This is a genomic window from Thalassotalea profundi (assembly GCF_014653195.1).
Lineage (GTDB): Bacteria > Pseudomonadota > Gammaproteobacteria > Enterobacterales > Alteromonadaceae > Thalassotalea_B > Thalassotalea_B profundi.
The window spans coordinates 115,100-138,357 of record NZ_BNAH01000003.1; the positions used below are offsets into that span (position 1 = coordinate 115,100).

A 23,258-nucleotide genomic window follows, 5' to 3' on the forward strand; every position below is an offset into this window, starting at 1 on the left:
CCTATTCTCCGTAACAGAAATGGCACAAGTATATGATTTTTATTGTTTGTCGTTATCTAGAGAAATTAACCAAAGCGCTAAAGTATTTCGTTCTGTATCTGTCATTTTAGTTTTATTCATAAATGGCATATCTTTGGCGTCAATCACTCGAGCTTTTATTCTAGGCGCCCATTGCTTTATAGATTCACCATCACTAAAAACCACACCTGCTTGTGCCGATTTAAAAATATCATCGGTATTGTTTTCAGAGTGACAAGAACTGCAACGCTCTTTTATGATCGTTTGCACTTGTTCTCTAGAAACAGTTTGCTGTTTTTGTGCTTCAGTCAAGTTTGTAGCTTTCGGCGCAATAACAAAGGCAAGCGCAATAGTTGCCAATACCGCACCGACTAATATTAACGGTTTTTGTTTACCAAAGTGACGTAAAACAAAGTATTGACGAATAGCTGCGGTTATTAAAATTATAGCAATTAACACTAACCAATTAGCATTATGATTATAAGTCATTGGGTAATGGTTTGAGATCATAATAAAAATAATAGGAAGCGTGGTATACGTGTTATGAGTTGAACGAAGTTTTGCATTTAGTCCGAATGCAGGATCAGGTGCTTTTCCTTCGTTAACCGCTTTTACCAAGGCACGTTGAGAAGGCATAATGCCAAAAAATACATTGCCCGCCATAATAGTACCAATGATCGCTCCCATATGCATATAAGCACCACGAGCACTAAATACTTGAGTTAAGCCATACGATAACCCAGTAGCAAAAATGATTAATATCACACCTAAGATAACACTATGGTTACGTAACGTTGTTCTTACTAAAACTTCATAAACTGTTACGCCAAACACAATTGCACCAATACCTAACCCGATAGCTTGTAATTGTGTTAAATCTGCGACCCTTTTATCAATTAAATAAGACTCTGCCCCCACATAAAACATTAAAGACATGAGTAAGAATCCTGTTATCCATGTGGTATAGGCTTCCCATTTAAACCAATGTAATGTGCTTGGCATTTTTTCAGGGGCAAGTTTATATTTGGCAACTTCATAAAAACCACCGCCATGAATAGCCCATAAGTCACCTCCAATGCCTTTGTCTGTTTTCCATTGTGGTGGGTTTTCTAAATGGTTATCGAGCCAAACAAAATAAAATGACGCGCCAATCCATGCAATACCGGTAATAAGATGAGCAAAGCGAATTATTAAATTGAGCCATTCTGTAATATACGGATCCATTTTATCCCTTAATTGATTTTTAGCTTCTTTACATGAACAGGTATTGAAGCATTAATTATTTATAAACCTACTACTTTTTCACCCATAATATAGGTCGATTTAATATGTCGTTCGTCACCTATCATGCTCAAAATAAAAAGCTTTTCAGATACGTTAGTACAATGTCGCATTCTGCGCTCAATAAGTGGTGTTGCGTTATAGTCTAAAACGATAAAGTCTGCTTCTGCACCTTGGCTAAAGTTACCAATAACACCTTCTAAATCTAACGCCCTAGCGCCACCTAACGTCGCTAGATAAAAAGATTGAAAAGGATCTAGTTTTTCTGAACGAAGTTGCTGGGTTTTATATGCTTCATTAAGTGTACTTAACATAGAAAATGTAGTGCCAGCTCCAATATCTGTGCCGTAACTTACATTGACATTAAATTTTTGTGCTTGTTGTAAATTAAATAATCCACTACCTAGAAATAAATTAGAACTTGGACAAAAAGCAATAGCAGAATGACTTTCTCCTAAACGCTGACATTCCCTATCATGTAAATGTACACCGTGAGCAAACACACTGCGGCGGCCAAGTAATTTACTTTTATCATATACGTCTAAGTAACCATCATTCTCAGGATACAGCTCTTTAACCCAAGCAATTTCGGCTTGGTTTTCACTTAAATGGGTATGTAAATAAACACTGGGATTTTCATTGAGTAATTGCCCTGCTTTATCTAATTGTTCTTTGGAACAAGTAGGAGCAAAACGTGGTGTAATGGCATATTGTAAACGGTCTTTATTATGCCATTTTTCAATTAATGCTTTGCTTTCATCATAGCCACTTTGTGCTGTGTCAGATAAGTAATCAGGGCAATTTTGATCCATCAATACTTTACCACAGATCATGCGAAGTTTTTTCTGTTGAGCAATAGTAAAAAAAGCATCAACAGACTCTTTATGCACAGTACCAAACACTAATGCAGTCGTTGTTCCAGCAGCAAGTAGTTGCGTTAAAAAGAATTCAGCAACACTTTTACCATGTTCAAAATCCGAAAATTGTTGTTCAAATGGGAAGGTATAATTTTCTAGCCATTCAAGTAATTGTTCACCATACGAGGCGATCATTTCAGTTTGAGGATAATGTACATGGGTGTCTATAAAACCTGGCATAATTAACCCACTACGATAATGCGTTACCTTAACGCTTTCATCTAACGTGGGTAATAAATCTGCTGCATCACCGACTTGCTCGACTATGCCATTTTTAATGAGTAGTAAGCCATCTTCAAAATATTGGTAACTCTCTTCTAGGGGTACTTTAGCTGGATCAGCCAAAAAGTGTAGTAACTCCCCACGAAATACTTTTAACATTTAGTCACACCTAATACATAATATGCTCTGCCAAGTTTTTTTAATATATTGGCAATATTTAAAATAAATCTAATTAAACTAAACCAGATTAAACTGTTGTAATAACTAATGAACCATCTAAATCAACCACGTCGCAGTTATCGCCTTCTCCCCCTCTATCGATAACTAAAAAATCACTCACACTGACTAAGGCTAAACAGAAATGATGCCAAGTCCCTTTATGGTAATTCACTCCTTGATCAGAATTAGCAATAAATACTTCTATATTTTTACTGTTAAACTCACCAGCTGGGGCAACAACAACTAAGTAAGGATTATTTCCCAAAGGAATAAATGCTTGGCTGCCTTTTGGGTGTCTTTCCATCATTTTAATCGCTATAGGTTGCTCTAAAGGCGTAGAACGAAAAATATTAAGTAACGCACGTCCATTATCATCGTTAACATCTATGTTGGCTAAATCATGAAAGCGGTGAGTAAAGCCATTATTGATGGTGAAGTTGTTAGTATCATTGCTCGCTTGTATTACATCGCCATATGCACTAAAAGCCTCGTTAGTTAATGGTTTAGGCGTTATATATTGTACGTTATCCAACATTGAATTCACCACTTCGCGTAACTAACTGCCACGGTAGGTTGAATAACCATACGCAGACAATAATAAAGGGATGTGATAATGACTTTTGCTATTATGAGATGACTCATTTAGCTCAAATACAATATCTACAAATGGGTAAAACCCCGTCTCTTTATTTGCTTCAAAATACGCTTTTGTATCAAACCTCATGCGATAAATACCCACGGGTAATACAACGTCTTTTGTAAATAAATCGGCAATGCGACCATCACTATTAGTCATACCTGATGCGAGTTCTTGCCATCCATCTTTAGTTTGGCCAAATAGTATAATTGGTAAATTATGTGCTGGTTTACCTCGTGTGGTATCTAAAACATGTGTGGTTATTTGACTCATACTAACTTCTCTAATCTCAGTTGAAATATTTTACGTTGTTCTTCTGCGGCATTAGCAAGCTCTGTCGCTCTATTATTAGGTAAACGAGCTTCTAAAAGTGCTAACATTTGGCTTGCCGTTTTACCTGTGGCGCAGACAATAAAAATAAAACCAAATTTATTAAGATAGTCTGTATTTCCTTTTGCAAGAGCGTGTAATACTTGATCGCTTGCTTCTTGAACAGCACTTTGCTCGCCACTAGCTAAGGCTTTGGTATTGGCATACTTAGCACGTAAAGTGTTTACATTACCTATTTGTGGGTGACCTTCAAACGCTTCTAAATAATCTGATTCATTTAACTTATCCCATACAGCATCTGCATGTTTGAGCATGGATTCGATACTGGAGAACGGGCGAGCAATAGCCATAGCATTAACCCACTGGCTTGAAGTACAACATTGCATGAAACTGTGTTTAGCTTGCTCAAGCGTTGTGTTATTTAAGTTATCTAAACTCATATTAACCTTTATATTTTAGAGGTTTACCAAATACGCGTAAGCGAGAAACACCGCCATCAGGAAATATATTTAAACGGATGTGGGTAAAACTTTGTGAATTATTAACAAGCATCTCATTAATAAATAAATGCTCGCGGTTAGCATATAATTGAGTTCGATCTATGATAGGTTGCCAATGTTCCTCTTGTTTACCATCAGTAAAATCATCACTGTTAGTAACCATCCCCTCTAACGTAAAAGTATCGGGAAAATTACCTTTAAAGTGACAAGTATCAACAATTACCTTTTCAATGCTCCCTTGACAAGCTAGCTTTACGATTGACCAATCTGGACCGGGATCACGACGGCGCTTGGTTTCCCACCCATCGCCCATATTTTTTCCACGTTCAGGTAAGATTAAATTGTTTTTATCACTAAAAAACATATCACTGACCAGTAAAGCCTTGCCACCATTTTTAATTGCCGCTAGGTCAATGAGTTCACCATCAATAAAATCATTCCAATTAACCTCTACCTCACCATAAACACGAAATCTAGCAATGCCACCATCAGGAAACATATTTAAACGTACATGGGTATAAGGTTTGTTTGTTGTATTATTAAGTTCAAATATGTTTTGGCTATGAGCGTCAACCGATGCCTTGTCTAAAATAACATCCCAAACAGTTGATTCGTTAGGCTCTTCTTTACATACACACCCTTCAACAGAGACTTGTTCGGGTGCATTACCGCGAAAATAATTAGTGTCAATGTCAAAACCTCTAATAACACCTTTTACCCCTAAACGAATAATACACCAGTCATATTCACGACCATTATCGCGCCCGTAACTGCGACGAGACTCCCAACCATCCATCCATTTACCACGATCAGTAAATTTATCGTCTATAAATATCCCACGACCTGGTTTGATGAGGTTTTCCATTCCTGCGAAAAAGTCGTCACTGCATGATAATGTTTCACCACCCAGTCGTTCACTAGCTAAATCAACACTATAGGTTTTTAATTTTTGCTCTAACGCTAATGCTTTGCCACTCAACTTGTTTTGTTGTTGAGTGTCGATATTTGCCATCATGATTTTTATCCTAATTATTTAACTTCATGCTACTGATCAGTATATGGTTTATTTATAACTTACCTTTAAGTAATGGTTTGCCAATAGGTTCATTAATGAATTGATCTTGTTGATAAACGTGATGCCCACGCACAAAGGTATGTTCGACCTGCCCTGTAACCCAACGGCCAGCGTAGGGCGTAATATTATGGCGATGCTTTATCATTTCATTTGTTATTTCATATCGATGATCGGGATTAAAAATTAAAAAATCCGCATGAAAGCCTGTAGCTATTTGTCCTTTAATGCGATCTAAACCAGCAAATTTAGCCGTTTTACTCGACATCAACTTTGTAATATCGACTAAACTAAATCCGCGTTCTTTAGCTTCAGACCAAATTAAAGGCAAGCCAAATTGTAATGCTGAAATGCCTCCCCATGCTTTTTCTATGTCACCGGTATCAATGTGTTTCAATTCTGGCGTACAGGGGGAATGATCAGAGACAATAAAATCTAGCCGGCCATCGGTTATTGCTTGCCATAAATGTTCACGATTTTTATTATCACGAATTGGCGGACAACATTTAAATAACGTTTTACCGTCAGGGATATTCTCAGAGGCTATGGTTAAGTAATGTGGACAAGTTTCAGCAGTAAAACGCAAGCCTTCTTTTTTAGCTTTTTCAATCGTGTCTAAAGCTTCATCAGACGATAAATGCACAATATGCACTTTACAATTATCACCTTTTGCCTTGGACTCTCTTGCCATTTCAACCATTAGCGCAATAGCATCGTTTTCCCATTTTTTAGGCCGAGACTCAAGAAAGCTATTGTATTTATCGCTGATCACTACATCATTAAAGCCACCACAATCTAACTCAGCATGAATTAAATAAGGAACGTCGTGTTTTGCCAATATCGGCATAGCAGCTCTGATATCTTTAGCTTCTACATTGGGGAATTCTGTAATACCTGAATCGATTAAGAATGATTTAACACCTAAAACACCAGCATTTAATAACTCATCTAAGTCACCAATGTTTTGAGGAATAACTCCTCCCCAAAAACCACAATCAACCCATAATTTATCATGTACAGCTTCTAGTTTTTCCTGAAATGCCGCTTTTGTTGTTGTTACTGGAATGCAATTTAACGGCATATCAACTAAGGTGGTTATACCTCCGGCGGCGGCAGCTTGTGTTGCCGTATTAAAACCTTCCCATTCCGTTCGCCCCGGTTCATTTATATGAACGTGAGAGTCAACTAATCCTGGCATAATAACTAACGAGCCAAAGTCTTTTATTTCACATGATAATTCGTGTTCATAACCATGAATAGCGAAAATCAATTCATCTTTAACCTCTATGATTGCAGGTTTCATTTCATCGTTGATAATGACGTTTTTACTTTTTAAGGCAAAATGCTTCACTTTGTAGTTCCAATTTCAGTTGCTCTATTATTTTGACTGTCTCGCTCATTATTCATAATAGAATAATCTTCATCTTCGTTTTTAGCGTATGGCATTAAATTGATAGTTGCATTTAGATTAGTGATTGATTGTTCATTCAATGTTGATTGATTTTCTACTTGCTGGCTCGAAAGCAGTTGTTTAATTTCCTTAAAACTTACTCCTTTATTTTTTTGATTGCGCGATAAATTTATATTGGGCAACAAAGCCTGATAAGACTCAATTATCTTTCCTGCGACACTCACCGCTACTTCCATCGGCATTTTACCAACCACTTGTTCAAGCCCTATTGGGCAGTTCATGCGCTCTACTAAGGATGGACTTATTTCTCTGTGTTTATAGCGTTGTTGAAAACGTCGCCATTTGGTATCTGAGGCAATTAAACCGAGATAATGAAAATCTTCTCGCTTTAATATCTCAAGGCTTATATCAAAATCTAATTGATGGTTATGTGTCATTACCACGTATATAGTATTTATTGGCATTGACGCCACTTCACTTGCCGGATCATCTGTAATAAGTTGAGTTACATTAGCGTAAATAGAACCTTGAATATGATGTGAGAACTGCGACTCTCGATTATCAAGCCAAGTTACACGGCAAGGTAGACCTGCCAACATTGGCATTAATGCCTGGCCTACATGGCCAGCACCAAATACAGCAATATGAATGGCATTGGTCGCAAAACATTCAAACAGTAAACTAGCATTACCACCACAGCACTGACCTAGCTGACTCCCTAATTGAAAATGTTCAATCGTTTGGCAATCTTTATTAGCCATTAAAAGTGTTTGTGCGTGTTTTATCGCCTTATATTCAAGGTGTCCACCACCAATAGTGTCATAAGAAATGATCTCTGCCGTATTATTTAAGGTAACAACCATTTTTGTACCACTATTACGTGGTGTAGAGCCGGAAACACCAATAATGGTAATTAAAACATAGGCTTTTCCTTTTTGAGCTAACTCAAGACTAGCTTGATTCCAGTTTAATTTATGCGCTGGATTGTTATTAAAAGAATTGCCACTAGCAGTGGGCTCTTGGTCAAAACGATTATTATCGAATGAGTTCATCTTGGGCACCTTACTTACTAGCTGCTTTCATTGATTCAACCGCCCAAAGCACTCGCTCTGGTGTTGCTGGTGTATCAAGAACAGGACTTTGCTTATAATCAGAAATACTGGATATTGCATCTTTTAAAGCAGACCAAACCGACATACCCAACATAAATGGCGGCTCACCTACGGCTTTTGAGTTATATATAGTATGTTCGCGATTAGGCGCATCAGTTACTAATGCAACGCGAAAGTCAGCGGGTGCATCATTAATTGCTGGAATTTTATAAGTAGCTGGATTATTTGAAAGTAAACGCCCTTTTTCATTCCAGATTAATTCTTCAGTAGTTAACCACCCCATACCTTGTATAAATGCGCCCTCTATTTGGCCAATATCAATAGCAGGATTAATGGAATGCCCAACATCTTGTAAAATATCAGTGCGTAAAGTTTTATATTCCCCCGTTAAAGTATCAATTATCACTTCTGATACAGCAGCACCCGTTGCAAAGTAAAAGAATGGACGCCCTTTTCCTTTCGCTCGGTCAAAGTGTATTTTAGGGGTTTTATAAAACCCTGTTGAAGATAAAGAAACACGCCCCATGTATGCAATTTGAGAAAACTCTGCAAAACTAAAGGTTTGATCGCCCACAATAATATGACTATTTTCAAATTTAACTTGATCAGCTCTGACTTGATATTTTTCGCAAGCAAAATCTATTAAACGCTGTTTAATGGTTTTTGCCGCTGCTTGTGCTGCTTTACCGTTTAAGTCAGTACCAGAAGATGCCGCAGTAGGAGACGTATTAGGCACTTTATCAGTACGCGCTGAGGAAATAGCGACCGTATCTACATCAACTTGAAATACTTCGGCAACAACTTGAGCTATTTTCGTATTTAATCCCTGTCCCATTTCAGTGCCACCGTGGTTTAAATGAATAGTACCATCAGTATAAATATGCACGAGTGCCCCAGCTTGGTTAAGGTGTTGAACAGTAAAGGAAATGCCGAATTTTACCGGTGTTAAAGCAATGCCCTTTTTAAGTATCGCGTTACTTTTATTGAACTCAGTTATTGTTTGTCTACGTGCTTGATAATCAGAACTTTCTGCTAAGGTCTCGATAAGTTCAGCTAAGTTATTATGTTCAACCTTTTGATGATAATGCGTAACATTCCTATCCTCTTTTCCATATAAATTTAGCATACGAATTTCTAAAGGATCTTTACCAATATGACGAGCGATATCGTCCATAACCATTTCTATCGTCATCATTCCTTGAGGACCACCAAAACCACGAAAAGCGGTATGAGAAACCGTATTAAGTTTACATCTATTGCCCGTTACCGTTGCTTGATCTAAATAGTAGGCATTGTCTGAATGGAACATGGCGCGATCGGTAATTGCATCAGATAAATCAGGTGAGTAACCACAGTTACTATTTACTTCAATTTTGATACCTTTAATCACTCCGTCGCTGTCAAATCCTACGGTATAATTATTCTCAAACGGATGACGTTTACCTGTCATTACCATGTCGTCTACACGTGATAATTTAAATTTAACTGGACGCTTAGTTATATTAGCCAGTAAAGCAGCAATACAAGCCCATGGCGCAGCTTGTGTTTCTTTACCACCAAAACCACCGCCCATGCGACGCATATCAACAAGCACTTTGTTTAAGGGAATATCTAACACTTCAGCAACGAGCTTTTGTACTTCACTTGGATGTTGCGATGAGGTAAAAATATTCATGCCGCCATCTTCAGTTGGCTCAGCAGTAGACACTTGCCCTTCTAAATACATATGCTCTTGACCACCAACAACAATACTACCTGACAATTGATGTTCAGCGCCTTCAATAGCTTTTTCTGAGTCACCACGTTTCATGGTAAATGGCGGACGTACAAAGTTTTGTTTTGCTAAGGCATCTTTAATCGTTAATACTGCTTCAAGCTCTTCATATTCAATCTTAGCTAATTTAACCGCTTTTCGAGCTAGTTCATAACTGCTGGCTGCTACGGCAAATATGGGTTGGCCGATATACTCTACTTTTCCAAGTGCAAGTACGGGGTCACCAGGAAATACAGGACCAATATCTGTATGACCAGGCACATCTTCAACGGTTATTACTGCAAGAACACCTTCAGCAGTTTTTACCTTTGATAAATCCATAGCGACAATGTTTGCATGTGCATGTTCAGATTGGCCTACAGCGGCATATAGCTCACCACGCAAAGGTGAACGGTCATCCACATAAATGGCCTCACCTGCAACTTGTTTGTCTGCGCTTTCGTGTTTTTTTGAACGTCCAACGCCACCTAAACCAATAGTGTTTTTTTCATTTTCAAGACTTTGCTGACTGTTAGTATTTGCTGCTTTTACATTGAGCTTTTTTATATCGATAAGACTACGCATAATTGACCACTCGCGTTTCTATCACATTACTTTCTTGAGCAAATTTAAGCTCTAAATAACATTTTTCTATGAGGTTTTGCGCGACAGTCATTCGGTACTTATCTGAAGCCCTAACATCAGACATCGGTTGAAAATCGCTGATTAATGCTGTTTTTGCTTGCTCGACAACTTCTTTGGTCAGTACTTTACCGATAATTATATTCTCTGTGGCTTTGGCACGTTTAGGTATTCCCGCCATACCACCAAAGGCCATACGAATATTGGCAACCTTTAAAGCTTCTTGTGGTTCATTATTAATTTCAATAAAGAAGGCTGCTAATACAGCAGAAATATCATCATCAATACGTTTAGATATTTTATAAATTTTTAATGTTTGTCCATTCGAAGGTTTAGGAATTTGTACTGATTTGATAAATTCTGACGCTTGCAACACCGTTTGTTTGTAATCAACAAAGTAGTCTTCTACTAAAATAGTACGTTCTACTCCGTTAAGGTGAAGTGTTATCGATGCGCCCAGTGCGATAAGAGCTGGTGGCATATCACCAATAGGTGATGCATTACCTATATTGCCGCCCAAAGTGCCAGTATTACGTATTTGTTTTGAGCCAATACGTTCGATCATTTCACCTAAATCAGGATAATAGTGATGTAGCGTTTCAATAAATTGGCTGTACGAAGTAGCCGAACCAATAATAATCTCCGTTGCTGTTTCTTCAATTGTGGTTAGTTCTTCAACATTACCCACGTAAACAAGCTGGTTAATAGTGGCTAAATTTTGAGTAACTGATAGCGCTAAATCTGTACCTCCAGCCACTAAAGTTGATTTAGGCTCACTAACTAGCTCGTAAGCTAATTCATTAATATTTTTAGGTGCTACATATTTGTGGCCATTCCCTGACAGAATAGGAGACGATAATTTTTTCAGTGTCGTAAGTTCAGCAACCGTTTTTTGATAATGAAGAGCAGAAGCGTCTTCTTCAATATGTTCACTTGAAGTAATAGCCGCTTCAATAATTGAACGATAACCTGTGCAACGGCATAAATTGCCAGCCAGTGCTTCAAGTACCTGAGCACGTGTTGGTGCTTTATTATGTTTATGTAAAGCAAACGATGACATAACAAAGCCAGGGGTACAGAAGCCACATTGAGATCCATGATTATCAACAATGGTTTGTTGAGCGTGATGCAGTTTGGCACCCTCTTTCAAATGCTCAACAGTAATCAACTGTTTCGCATGTAAATTACCAACAAAGGTAATACAAGCGTTTATTGATTTATAATGAAGCCTATTTGGGTTGTTTCTTTCTAAATCAGCAACCACCACAGTACAAGCGCCACAATCTCCTGAAGCACAGCCTTCTTTGGATCCGGTTTTAAATTGTATTTCACGCAGGTATTGTAAAACCGTTAGGTTTGGATCAAGGTTATCTAACGTCACAACATCATTGTTTAATAAGAAACTCACTGTGCTATTTTTCATATCGCTTCCGTCATTAAGCTCATCCTAATCAACGTTTTGTTTAACTTTTAAGAATGGCTTAATTTCAATAAATTTAAATATAACAGATTTAAAACCTGACACAAATGTCAATTTTGTTTTTTATAACTTATTTGTTGATAGAAACAATAAAGCCCTAACATTTCTGTTAAGGCTTTATATTTAGTTTAGCAGTGAGAAAAATAAATGCTGTATTTGTTTGGTATTTTAATTATAGAAAATACGTTCCAACACAACGATGACTAGCACTATTGAGGAAAGGTACTTGTTAAAAACTTAAACTGACCCACTATAGCTGTATCCCAATACTTCCACGTATGGCCGCCCTCTTGCTCAACATATTCATGTGGAATATTTTTAGCTAACATAGCGTAATGAAGTTGACGATTTATTGATAAAAAGAAGTCTGATAAACCAATATCAATCCTAATGGATAATTGATTAACTTCAACTTTATGATCACTTTTAGGATCTTTATTTTGTGACACGTTAATTTTGTCGAGATTATTAATAATCGCTATGTCAGACCACTCATTAGCAAATTCATTATAATTCCCTAATATTTTATCAATGCCAAACTTATTGGGAAAAGGACGAAAATCAACACCTGCCGACATAGCCCCAACAGCAGCAAATACGTGTTGATTATTTATAGCGATATGAAGCGCACCAAATCCCCCCATTGATAAACCTGTAATAGCGCGGCTGAATCGATTAGCGTATGTCGAATAATTTTGGTCTATATAACTAACAACATCTTTAGCGATATAAGTTTCATACAATGAATTTTGCTTTATTTTAGAATCAATATACCAAGAATCATAACCACCATTAGGTGTCACAATAATCACATTAAAGGTATCGGCTAAACGTTCAATATTCGTTTTTTCAGTCCAATTGGTGTTGTCACCACTATGGCCATGCAATACATAAATAACATTATATTGCTTATCCTCGTTATATGACGTGGGTAAAATAACGGTCACGGGGTGTTTTATACCCGACTCTTTGCCCGTAAACTCATTTGTGATCACCTTACTTGCGTTTGCATTTAATGCGTTAAAAACAACAAAACATATAAAAATGAGTTTTTTCAAAATACTACACTCCAAAAAGATCGTAACTTTATTTTCAACAAAACTTATCATTCAAAAAGACAGCTGTTAGTCTATTATATTATGTGAACAAGTATAAGACGCATTTGCTTGTAACAACACAAGGTAATTTATGGTTAAAACTAGTGTACTTTTTATCGGTATAAGCTTATTAGCGACATTGCTTGTTTGTATTGTATCAACGCAAATAATACTTGCTGAAGTACAATCTTTTGGTCTTAGTGTGTCAATACCTGTTCGACTACACGCAACAATGACAGATTTAGTTGGCTTAGGCCCTATTCTCTTTTTAATCATAGCAAGTGGCTTTTTAATCGGTTTTATTATCGCTAAATATGCCTATCAGTTTATTGGCGGTAACAGAACAGCTTGGTTTATTGCTGCCGGTTGTACTACCTTCCCACTAACAATGTACCTCATTCAATATACTATGGGACTCACCGTTATCGCATCAGCACGCACACCATTAGGACTATTTTTAATCACTTGTTGTTGTATTGTTTCAACATGGATTTACGCACGTTTAACCTTAAACAATTCAAACGATAATAAAACAGTGCAAAATTAAAACTCGAATCACACACAAGGCAAAAATAATGAACAATAATCATAAAATGGTAAAAAGATTTGGTATAGGTTTATGTTTACTTGTTGCCAGTACTATTACTTACGCTGAAACGGCCACTACTAATTACCAAGTATCTACTGTAGTTAATAAACTAAAATTTCCATGGTCATTAGCTTTCTTACCGAACAACGACATGTTGGTATCTGAACGCGGTGGAAGTTTGCGAATGATCCGAGATGGAAAGTTACTCGAACAAAAAATTACCGGCCTGCCTGAAATATATGTAAGAGGACCTGCCGGCTTATTCGATGTGGTATTAGATCCTAATTTTTCTTCAAATCAAAAGCTTTATATCTCTTATAGTGGCGGCTCTGCCGATAATAATTATGTAGAAGTGATCAGCGCAACACTTCAAGATATGGCTCTAAAACAAACTAAAGTAATATTTACCGGCTCCCCTAGAAACACCCCTCATCATCATGGCGCAAGAATGGCATTTTTACCTGATGACACCCTATTAATAACAGCTGGTGACGGCTTCAACATGAGAGATCAAGCGCAATCGCTTGATAGCATGTTAGGTAAAGTCCTTAGAATTAACACGGATGGTAGTATACCTGCAGATAATCCATTTATAGGTGAAAAAGGTATAAGACCAGAGATATATACCTACGGACACCGTAATCCACAAGCCATATTAATCAGTAAAAGTAATAAAATATGGTTGCATGAACATGGTCCTAAAGGCGGCGATGAATTAAATTTATTAAAACCAGGACTTAATTATGGCTGGCCTGCTATAACGCATGGAATAGATTACTCAGGCGCGATTATTTCACCTTTTACAGAAGCTGAATGTATGGAACAACCCATAAAATATTGGATACCTTCAATTGCCCCTGCGGGTATGACGGAATACCAAGGCGATATATTCCCCCAATGGCAAGGTAATTTATTTATAGCTGCCCTAGCCGGACAAAGTGTCAGACGATTAGTATTAGATGGTAACAAGGTAATTGAAGAAGAAGTAATGTTAGCAGATCGTAATCAACGGATACGTGACATAAGAACAGGCCCAGACGGATATATCTATATTTTAACAGATAGTCCTCAAGGGCAATTATTAAAGTTAATGCCTAAGTCTACTGTAAAACACTGATAGGAAATAAGAACACGCTCTTAAATAAAAGCCATGAGGAGATGCCCATTAAATTGGGACGAAGCTACAGTATGAAATTAAATTTATAGAGCTATAGCACATGCATTAAAAATGATTACGCTGCCATTTGTGTGTGTAGTCAGCCCCTATAAACCCATAAAAAAGCCATTTTCGAGCCTGTATTCTTATTACCAAACAGGCTTCTCACTAGCCGACCTTCCCCAAGCTTGGTCAATAATAAATTGATTAATCACAATATCATCACACATGGCTCGCGGGCATTTAGCTCGCGTCGCTTGTTGTTTTTTGCGTTTTGTTTCTTGGTTAATTTTGGCTACAATCGACTGCAATTCCGCTTGATGTTCAGCATAGCTTTTACGCTCTTTTTCTGCCTCAGCAAAGTGATGTTTAGCTAATTCATAGGCTTGTTTGGTTGCATCAGCCGGCATCAATGTCGCATCTAAATCAGACGAAACCCTTTTCAAGCAGCGCTTAACCTTACAGTTGGCATAATCCATTTCGACAAAAGGACAAACATTACCAGTTCCCGGCGCGTGCCATTGCTTGACGCGGCCATCTCCGGTCAGATCATCAGCATCAGGCGCTTGAATCGAGAATGAAAGTTCATTGGAATCGTAAATTGTGCCACAGCCTTGCTTGACCAACTCGTAATTTAAGGGAATGTCGAAGGCTTTGCTATAATCGATAACTAATTCATATTCAAAAGTGCCTTCACGATCATTATATCGCGCCCTGCCAAACAGTGAGTTTTCCTTAATACCCATTTCATGAGCAAGACCACTTAACTTTTCGACATAAAGCATATAGGGATATGATTGCATGGGATCCCGTTTAAACATCCGTAGGACCATACCATTATTGAGAACTACATACATATGATGCCAATCTTCGGGTAACTTACGCGCTTCATGATCGGCAATTAGTTTAGCTATTTTTTCTTCCTGTTGTTTTTTTACATCCGCCTGATAAGCGGCATACCTAGCCAAATTTTTATCTACGCCTTTACGAGTTGCATCAATCGCAAAAGCAATTTCTTTGTCCGCTTTAATCGACGCTTGAAAACGTATTTCCTCATATTCTTCTTCAATAGGCTCTCGTCCTTGATCATCTATGAATTTGTACTTTGCCTCAATAACATAAGTGTCAATAAGGATCTGCCTGCTTTTTTTATGACGTTCAACTTGTTGCTTAAAAAATTCCTCATTATTCGCCTTAGTCTTAGCATACATTTCAGCGTCTGTAGGTATTGCAGCTTTTTTTGAATGCGCATTAGATGGCGGCCCACTACGGCGGCGAGAATTGTCCTGAGCAAACACATCATGTAGAAAAAGCACCATTATCAAGATTAAAACTACACGTGAAAATATCATTTAAATTCCTTATAAATCATAAAGTAAAAGTAACAGTGCATAAGCTAACTTTTGTACTTTCAAGACAACCGCTTATTTTTTGTTAGTTTATAATTACATCAATACAAATGAAAATCCATAGGTATCCAATTAAAACAGTTGGCATCGATTTAGCCAAATTATTTGTAGTATCAGCAGTGTCGACGAACATGACAAGTGTAAATTACGTAAACTGTCAAACGAAACAACCTCTTAGCTAAAATAGCAAAAATACCACTGTGTATCATTGGCATGGAAGCCTGCTCAGACGCACATGGGCAAGAGAATTTTCCCAGCTTGGGCATGATGTACGTATCATGGCATCTCAATTTTTCATACCTTACAGGAAAAATGAAAAGAATGACGCTAAGCATTTTGATATCAGCCGTTTATTTGCCGCATGGATAGGCTTAGTACCGAGATAATACACACGGGCGGGAAAGTACATTTAGGGCGTATTAATGAACGTGGCGAAAAGCACATTCGTACCTCGCTTATTCATGGCGCACGCGCCGTAATTGCTACCTGTAAAAATAAAACCGATAGAACCAGTTTATGGATAAAAGACCTTGTTAAGCGACGAGGGTTCAAACGAGCAACAGTGGCATTGGCATTGGCCGCTAAAAATGCCCGATTAATTTGGGCACTGTTACGCTCAGAAAAAGAATATCAGGTAGATTATGTAAAATAGTTTTTTTAACTAGTAAGGTAAACCTGAACGGTTAACCCCACGAGTCTTTGCATTAGCAATTGACGATAACACGGTCAGACCGAGAGCAAGAAAGCCTGATTAGTAAGGAAGTGATAAAACTCTGTTTAACGAATGAGGCATTGCTCAAGCGCAAATCATCAGGGCGATAGCGTAAAAAAGCTACTAAACGCCGAATGTAGAGCTGCTGTCAGATCTTCTTATTGTAAGACATGCTATTACTTGACAAAGGGGAGTCCATGTAGCCGTTTTAAGCTGCAAATTGCTGTTGGCTAAAACAAGTGAGGTACGAACAAAAAACCAACTGTAATTTGTCCGTTTAATGTTCTTGTGATACTTGTTTTCTCAATTTCTCAAACCATAACTAAAACTACAATTAGAAAACATTTGGTAACTTTGGATTGGCTTAATCTCAATAATGTTGACCTTACCAATAAGATCTTCTTCTATTCTTTTTATAGTTTCAAAATACATAGGCAAAGAACCGTTTCCAGCGGAAAGTTCCAAATAAGGATAGCTACTAACTTTCCAGAAGCCTTTCTTTACCTTTGTTTGTTTTTTTTGTGTGTAGGTTATTTTGTAGAGATTATTATCTTGTAACTCTATTTCAACTTGAGCATCACAATTAGTACCAACGTATTTATGAGATAAATCTTTTTTTATTTCCCAGTCTTTATTTATTAATCCATTAGGTATTAGAATTAAGCCGAAACTGTTTTTTCCGTACCAATGGTTACCTTTAACAAGAGACTCTAATTTAATGTCTGACCATCCTACTCTAGATAATAAATCTACAGTATTATTTAGATCTTCTCTGCTCTTGAGAAAAGGTGAGTAGATAATCGTGGATTCCCTAATACCCTCTGGAATTGAAAGTGTATTTTCAATAACAGTAAAATTATTATTTTCAAGCTCTTTAGTTATATCTTGTGACTCATTTTCTGATAAATATTTAGTATATAAATGAACTTTTGTACTTGTACACCCAGTTAAGAAAACAAAGAAGATTATTATTAGTTTAAAGTGCAATTTGATACTCTCTCTCGGTTGGCCTAACGCCTAAAACACTGGCGCAGCAATGCTCCGCCAGTGTTTTGACTTGTTTAGTTCTGACCCCCTAACTTACTTTCTCGTAGCTCTCAGCATCCATGAGGTTTTTTCATGTATGCGCATACGATCAGAGACCAATGCCGCTGTTGACTCGTCATCTGCAGACTGTGCAAGTTTTAATACATCTCTAGATGTCTTAATTACTTGTTCATGTCCTTTGGTCAACAAGTCGACCATTTTTTCTGAGCTAGGAACACCTTCAACTTCTTCAATAGAGCTAAGTTTTGAAAATTCTTTGTAGGTTCCAGGAGCTGCCACATCTAGAGTGCGAATACGTTCTGCAATATCATCAACTGCGACAGCTAACTCTGTATAGTGCTCTTCAAACATTAAATGTAGCTCACGAAATTGCAGGCCAGTTACATTCCAATGAAAATTATGTGTTTGTAAATATAAAGTATATGAATCGGCTAAAAGACGTTTGAGACCTTCAGCGATCTTCACCCTGTCTTCCGTATTAATACCAATATCAATATCTGTCATTTTGCTTTCCTCTCTATGATTTAATTAAACGACTGTTCGAACTTAACGCCTCATTCAGAGGCAATAAAATAGCTGGTTAAAAAGCGAGGCACAGGCAAAAACCAGCTGTTTTTTTGTCCTTTTAAGTGACTTATTAGGCTTTTGTTACGCCTGAATAACGCCATTACAAATATACAAACACTCACGAATCGTAAGTTCAATATTTTCAAAGTATGCATCATCGAGCACTACTTCTTTATGACCACCACTATAATATTGCAACATGTAACCTGCACCATGCTCATGGAGTACAGTTCCATGAGCAAAAGCATTTCGCCAACCCATTACTTTATTTAAACCAGATTTTAATATTTTTATTTTGTCGACTGGTAAAAGATTCATTTGCTCTAATAATCTGGTGAATACACGCCTTTTAAAAGCATATGAAAAATCAGAAGTCCCCATGATTTCATTAGTAAAGAAGTCACGGCGCTCTTTTTTGTCTTTAGATAAACCAAAAAGGATTTTACTTACTGCTTCAACCATTCTGTCTTCTAGCATAATTGCTGCAGATATAATTTCAGAGGTGTTTTTTTCAATTATATCCAAGTCTATATTTAGCGAGCTACCAGAAGATATTGATTTAGGCTTCTCTCCATCTAAATAAAAGCGAATTGGAATAGCTTTGGGAAGACTGATTGCTTTCATTAAAAACCTAACAGCTTAATAGGCGGCTACGATCCGCCTTTCTGCAACTGCGAATTAACCACCTTAATTATTTTATTGTAGCTAAGATTACTCGAATAAATATTAAATTACAAAACCTTATGCAATAGGCGTTTATTTTACATTTGCGTGAAAGAAGGCAATTTGCCGCCTTTCTTGTTAAAAGGCGGATTAAACCACAACGGTATAAATGAACAGATTAATAATTATATTTTTATATTAAATGTATTGTTTTCTTTAAGGGCTTGAAATATTCAAGTATCTATATAGATAAAAATTCAAACTCTATATAGATGGTATTGTGCTAAAAAACTTTTTTTAAGTTCTATAATCTTAAGACGAAAAAAACCGCAAATAAATGAGCGGTTTCTTAGAATATGGCTGTTAACTTCAGGGACGAAGTTATGTGGTTTTCACAGGGATGTGATAAAAACCTGGAGATAGAGATTTGAACTCTACTCGAAGGTTTAGCGCTACAAACCCTTTTGGGTTGTTCATTTAACACTTTAAAACATCAGAAAGCAAAAAGCCGCTATAAATAGCGGCTTTTCTAAATATGGCGGTGAGATAGAGATTTGAACTCTAGAAGGGCTACAAACCCTTGCCGGTTTTCAAGACCGGTGCTTTCGACCACTCAGCCATCTCACCATGTGTGTGCAAAAGCTCTTTGCTTTTGAACGGGGCGAATATTAAAGAGTAGTGTCTTATTTGTAAAGTAAAAATTAAACTTTTCATCAGTTTTTTTGAGTTAATGGAAAATTAATCATCAAATTTCATTAAAATGAATAGTAAACAAACAGCTATCGATAAAAAAAGGGTTAAGCACAAAATGCTTAACCCTTTAATATTTTGTTTAAAATTGTTTTTAAACAGTAAAATTAAAAACTATAACAAGCTTGTTAAAATAGTATTTAATGTTTCACTTGGGCGCATGGCTTTTGATGCTAATTCAGGGTTAGGGAAGTAATAACCACCAATATCAACTGCTGTTCCTTGTGCGCTATTTAATTCGTCAACAATTTTAGCTTCTTGTTTAGTTAACGCTTGAGCAACGGCAGTAAATGCAGTTTTAAGTTCTTCGTCAGCGGTTTGTTCAGCTAATGCTTGTGCCCAATACAAGCCTAAATAGAAGTGACTACCACGGTTATCTAACTCACCTACTTTACGTGATGGTGATTTGTTAGTATCTAAAAATTTACCTGTTGCCGCATCTAAGGTGTCAGCCAATACTTGAGCTTTACTATTACCTGTATTAACAGCAACATGCTCTAAAGAAGCGGCAAGCGCTAAAAATTCACCTAAAGAATCCCAACGTAAATGGTTTTCTTTTTCAAATTGTTGTACGTGCTTAGGCGCTGAACCACCTGCCCCAGTTTCAAATAAGCCACCGCCATTCATTAACGGTACGATTGAAAGCATTTTAGCACTTGTGCCTAGTTCTAAAATTGGGAATAAATCGGTTAAGTAGTCACGTAATACGTTACCTGTTACAGAAATAGTGTCTAAACCTTTTGCACAACGCTCAAGTGTAAACTGACATGCTTTAACTGGCTCTAAAATTTGAATGTCTAAGCCCGATGTATCATGGTCAGCTAAATAGGTATTTACCTTTTTAATCATTTGAGCATCGTGACCGCGGTTTTCATCTAACCAAAATACCGCTGGTGTGTTTGTTGCTTTAGCACGGGTTACTGCTAATTTAACCCAATCTTGAATTGGCGCATCTTTAGCTTGACACATTCTCCAAATATCGCCTTGCTCAACATTATGAGAAAGTAATGTTTTACCATTCGCATCAACTACATTAACGGTACCATTTGCTGGCATTGTAAATGTTTTATCATGTGAGCCGTATTCTTCAGCTTTTTGTGCCATTAAACCAACGTTTGGTACTGAACCCATGGTTGTTGGGTTAAATGCACCGTTCTCACGACAAAAATCAACAACAGCAGAAAAAACACCCGCGTAGTTGCGATCTGGGATCATAAACTTAGTATCTTTTTGCTTACCATCTGGACCCCACATTTGCCCTGAGGCTCTAAGTGCTGCTGGCATAGACGCATCAATAATTACATCACTTGGTACGTGCAAGTTGGTAATGCCTTTATCTGAATCAACCATTGCCATGTCTGGGCGTGTAGCGTATACCGCTTGTATGTCTGCTTCAATTTCAGCTTTTTTCTCTGCTGATAAACGGCCAATTTTAGCGTAAACATCGCCAATACCGTTATTAACATCAACACCTAATTGCTCAAATGTAGCGGCATGCTTTTCGAAAACATCTTTATAGAAAACTTTAACCGCATGACCAAACATAATAGGGTCAGATACTTTCATCATGGTTGCTTTTAAGTGCAACGATAATAAAACATCTTCTTCTTTTGCTTTGTTAATTTCAGTATCAAAAAACTCTACAAGTGCCGATTTGCTCATTACAGAAGCATCAATAACTTCTTTATCTAATAAGTTTAAGTTTTCTTTTAAAACTTTTACGTCGCCATTTGCATTAACAAATTCAATTTTGACGCTAGTATCGCCGTCAACAGTTACTGATTTTTCACTACCGTAGAAATCGCCAGAATTCATATGTGCAACGTGCGATTTTGAATCTTTTGACCAAGCACCCATTGAGTGTGGGTTATTACGAGCATATTGCTTAACAGAAGCAGGAGCACGACGGTCAGAGTTACCTTCTCGTAATACTGGGTTTACTACTGAACCTAATACTTTAGCGTAAGTTAATTTAATTGACTCTTCCGCTTCGTTTTGAGGTTCTTCAGGGTAATTAGGTAAGTTATAACCTTTCGCCTGTAATTCTTTAATAGTTGCTTGTAACTGTGGAATTGATGCAGATATATTCGGTAATTTGATAATATTTGCTTCAGGTGTTTTGGCTAACTCACCTAATTCAGCTAATGCGTCATTTATACGTTGTTCCTCAGTTAAATACTTAGGAAAATTCGCTATAATGCGACCTGCTAAAGAAATATCACGAGTATCAACATCGATACCTGAAGATGCAGTAAATGCTTGAATGATAGGTAATAAAGAATGTGTTGCCAATGCTGGCGCTTCATCTGTAATGGTATAAATGATTTTAGTCATTTCTTTTCCTGCTAATATTTAGGCGAGCTAGTGACAAAGTGAATAAAAATTCATGATTTACAATTTGAAATTCACTTTGCCATAAAATTATTTTGCGCGCGCATATTATAGGAATTCAAGGCATTTTAAAATAGGTAGATGAAAACAAGTAACAACATTTTTAAGGTAAAGTTAAGTGGAATTTAAACGAAAACGCTATAATTCAAGCAGTAAGGCTAGACAAAACCATAAGGTACGACCAGTTAACGAGAAGCAAAAGATTGTACTTTTTAATAAGCCGTTTGATGTTTTAAGTCAGTTTACCGATGACGATAACCGGAAAACATTAAAAGACTTTATTCCAATTAAAGAAGTTTATGCCGCTGGACGCTTAGATCGAGACAGCGAAGGTCTACTGTTGTTAACAAATGATGGAAAATTACAACATAAACTTGCTAACCCAAAACAAAAAACAACTAAAACATATTGGGCACAAGTTGAAGGCTCCCCCACTGAAGCTGACTTAGATAAACTCCGTAAAGGCGTAATATTAAAAGATGGCTTAACCCAACCTGCGCAAGTGTCAATAATGGATGAGCCTGACATATGGGACAGAATTCCCCCTATTCGCGAGCGCGCTAGCATTCCCACAACCTGGGTGAGCATAAGTATTTCTGAAGGAAGAAACAGGCAAGTTAGACGTATGACCGCTTTTATTGGCTTTCCTACACTAAGATTAATTCGTTATAGCATAGGAAAATATACCATCGATAATATTACTAATGGCGATTATCGTGAAATTTCATAATTACCGCCCTTATATAAATGAATAAACTTATTTTAGAGTGAAAAAATTAATGACACCATCTCAGTCAAGTTGCATAGCAGTTAGTCCTCATGGAGCCGAACAATTTAAGCCCAATACTACGGTTGCAGCGGTTATTGTTTGTAATAATAAGTTCTTACTCGTTGAAGAAATAGAAAATGGAAAAAGTGTTTATAACCAACCAGCAGGTCACCTTGAGGCCAATGAAAATTTAATTAATGCCTGTAAACGTGAAGTTTTAGAAGAAACAGGATTAACCATTACCCCTGAATATTGCAGTGGTGTTTACTACTTTCATCGTCCTGAATTATCACTTTATTTTTTAAGGTTTTGTTTTGTTGTTAAGTTACAAACAATTCCTGAATGCCAGCCACAAGACGATGAAATTATTGCAACACATTGGTTAACATTAGACGAAATACGTGAAAAGTCTGCGCAATTAAGAAGTTCAATGGTCCTTGAATGCATTGAAGATTACTTAACCGGTAATAAAATTGATCTTTCAATGATAAAATCGAATTTTTAGCCTATGCCA

20 protein-coding genes, 1 tRNA gene and 1 pseudogene are annotated in these 23,258 nt (G+C 37.0%); 5 read left to right on the forward strand and 17 right to left on the reverse strand.

The genetic code is table 11. The features are described 5' to 3' along the window. Positions 1 to 39 precede the first annotated feature (39 nt). The 11 genes from IE155_RS04535 to IE155_RS04585 all read right to left on the reverse strand — a co-directional run bounded on the left by IE155_RS04535 (position 40) and on the right by IE155_RS04585 (position 12,652). Entirely contained in the window at positions 40 to 1,242 is a 1,203-nt protein-coding gene (locus IE155_RS04535; RefSeq protein ID WP_189376919.1) for a urate hydroxylase PuuD, read from the reverse strand. Positions 1,243 to 1,301: 59 nt separating this feature from the next. Next, positions 1,302 to 2,597, reverse strand: a complete 1,296-nt coding sequence (gene guaD, locus IE155_RS04540) for a guanine deaminase (RefSeq protein WP_189376920.1) — start codon at positions 2,595 to 2,597, stop codon at positions 1,302 to 1,304. Between the two features lie 88 nt (positions 2,598 to 2,685). Beyond that, positions 2,686 to 3,192 (reverse strand): ureidoglycolate lyase, encoded by a 507-nt coding sequence (locus IE155_RS04545; RefSeq protein WP_189376921.1) that lies wholly within the window; start codon positions 3,190 to 3,192, stop codon positions 2,686 to 2,688. Between the two features lie 21 nt (positions 3,193 to 3,213). Next, complete coding sequence (gene uraH, locus IE155_RS04550; protein ID WP_189376922.1) at positions 3,214 to 3,567, reverse strand: hydroxyisourate hydrolase; 354 nt, start codon at positions 3,565 to 3,567, stop codon at positions 3,214 to 3,216. Next, complete coding sequence (gene uraD, locus IE155_RS04555) at positions 3,564 to 4,064, reverse strand: 2-oxo-4-hydroxy-4-carboxy-5-ureidoimidazoline decarboxylase (RefSeq protein ID WP_189376923.1); 501 nt, start codon at positions 4,062 to 4,064, stop codon at positions 3,564 to 3,566. Before uraD ends, uraH begins: the two co-directional genes overlap by 4 nt. A gap of 1 nt (position 4,065) precedes the next feature. Continuing rightward, on the reverse strand, positions 4,066 to 5,139 hold the full coding sequence (gene alc, locus IE155_RS04560) for an allantoicase (protein WP_189376924.1): 1,074 nt from the start codon (positions 5,137 to 5,139) through the stop codon (positions 4,066 to 4,068). 52 nt (positions 5,140 to 5,191) lie between these two features. Further along, entirely contained in the window at positions 5,192 to 6,547 is a 1,356-nt protein-coding gene (allB, locus tag IE155_RS04565) for an allantoinase AllB (RefSeq protein WP_189376925.1), read from the reverse strand. After that, positions 6,544 to 7,659 carry a xanthine dehydrogenase accessory protein XdhC gene (xdhC, locus tag IE155_RS04570; RefSeq protein ID WP_189376926.1) on the reverse strand — a complete coding sequence of 372 codons (1,116 nt, stop codon included), beginning with the start codon at positions 7,657 to 7,659 and terminating at the stop codon, positions 6,544 to 6,546. The genes allB and xdhC overlap by 4 nt, the downstream gene beginning before the upstream one ends. Before the next feature lie 10 nt (positions 7,660 to 7,669). Further along, positions 7,670 to 10,057 (reverse strand): xanthine dehydrogenase molybdopterin binding subunit, encoded by a 2,388-nt coding sequence (gene xdhB / locus IE155_RS04575; RefSeq protein ID WP_189376927.1) that lies wholly within the window; start codon positions 10,055 to 10,057, stop codon positions 7,670 to 7,672. Continuing rightward, positions 10,050 to 11,537 carry a xanthine dehydrogenase small subunit gene (xdhA, locus tag IE155_RS04580; protein ID WP_189376928.1) on the reverse strand — a complete coding sequence of 496 codons (1,488 nt, stop codon included), beginning with the start codon at positions 11,535 to 11,537 and terminating at the stop codon, positions 10,050 to 10,052. Before xdhA ends, xdhB begins: the two co-directional genes overlap by 8 nt. A 266-nt stretch (positions 11,538 to 11,803) precedes the next feature. Continuing rightward, entirely contained in the window at positions 11,804 to 12,652 is an 849-nt protein-coding gene (locus tag IE155_RS04585) for an alpha/beta hydrolase (protein ID WP_229817031.1), read from the reverse strand. A gap of 130 nt (positions 12,653 to 12,782) precedes the next feature. Between IE155_RS04585 and IE155_RS04590 the strand changes: the two genes are divergently transcribed. Both IE155_RS04590 and IE155_RS04595 read left to right on the forward strand, forming a co-directional pair. Then, on the forward strand, positions 12,783 to 13,238 hold the full coding sequence (locus tag IE155_RS04590; protein ID WP_189376930.1) for a hypothetical protein: 456 nt from the start codon (positions 12,783 to 12,785) through the stop codon (positions 13,236 to 13,238). Positions 13,239 to 13,266: 28 nt separating this feature from the next. Then, positions 13,267 to 14,397 (forward strand): PQQ-dependent sugar dehydrogenase, encoded by a 1,131-nt coding sequence (locus IE155_RS04595; protein ID WP_229817033.1) that lies wholly within the window; start codon positions 13,267 to 13,269, stop codon positions 14,395 to 14,397. 188 nt (positions 14,398 to 14,585) lie between these two features. Here IE155_RS04595 and IE155_RS04600 read toward each other — a convergent pair whose 3' ends face one another. After that, positions 14,586 to 15,788: a hypothetical protein gene (locus tag IE155_RS04600; RefSeq protein WP_189376931.1), complete on the reverse strand. Its 1,203-nt coding sequence runs from the start codon at positions 15,786 to 15,788 to the stop codon at positions 14,586 to 14,588. Between the two features lie 107 nt (positions 15,789 to 15,895). Here IE155_RS04600 and IE155_RS04605 point away from each other — a divergent pair. Continuing rightward, positions 15,896 to 16,497: pseudogene (locus IE155_RS04605) on the forward strand (transposase). A gap of 363 nt (positions 16,498 to 16,860) precedes the next feature. On the opposite strand, the gene IE155_RS04610 reads toward IE155_RS04605, so the two are convergent. From IE155_RS04610 to IE155_RS04630, 5 genes are all read right to left on the reverse strand, one after another. Continuing rightward, complete coding sequence (locus IE155_RS04610; protein WP_189376932.1) at positions 16,861 to 17,544, reverse strand: hypothetical protein; 684 nt, start codon at positions 17,542 to 17,544, stop codon at positions 16,861 to 16,863. Between the two features lie 93 nt (positions 17,545 to 17,637). Beyond that, positions 17,638 to 18,108 carry a Dps family protein gene (locus IE155_RS04615; RefSeq protein WP_189376933.1) on the reverse strand — a complete coding sequence of 157 codons (471 nt, stop codon included), beginning with the start codon at positions 18,106 to 18,108 and terminating at the stop codon, positions 17,638 to 17,640. A 144-nt stretch (positions 18,109 to 18,252) separates the two neighbouring features. Next, entirely contained in the window at positions 18,253 to 18,795 is a 543-nt protein-coding gene (locus IE155_RS04620) for a hypothetical protein (protein ID WP_189376934.1), read from the reverse strand. A gap of 575 nt (positions 18,796 to 19,370) precedes the next feature. Further along, positions 19,371 to 19,461, reverse strand: a tRNA-Ser gene (locus IE155_RS04625). 237 nt (positions 19,462 to 19,698) lie between these two features. Beyond that, positions 19,699 to 21,918 (reverse strand): NADP-dependent isocitrate dehydrogenase, encoded by a 2,220-nt coding sequence (locus tag IE155_RS04630; protein WP_189376935.1) that lies wholly within the window; start codon positions 21,916 to 21,918, stop codon positions 19,699 to 19,701. Between the two features lie 175 nt (positions 21,919 to 22,093). Between IE155_RS04630 and IE155_RS04635 the strand changes: the two genes are divergently transcribed. Further along, positions 22,094 to 22,705, forward strand: coding sequence for a pseudouridine synthase (locus IE155_RS04635; protein WP_189376936.1), 612 nt, complete (start codon positions 22,094 to 22,096; stop codon positions 22,703 to 22,705). Between the two features lie 49 nt (positions 22,706 to 22,754). Continuing rightward, on the forward strand, positions 22,755 to 23,249 hold the full coding sequence (locus tag IE155_RS04640; protein ID WP_189376937.1) for an NUDIX hydrolase: 495 nt from the start codon (positions 22,755 to 22,757) through the stop codon (positions 23,247 to 23,249). The last annotated feature ends 9 nt before the right edge of the window (positions 23,250 to 23,258 follow it).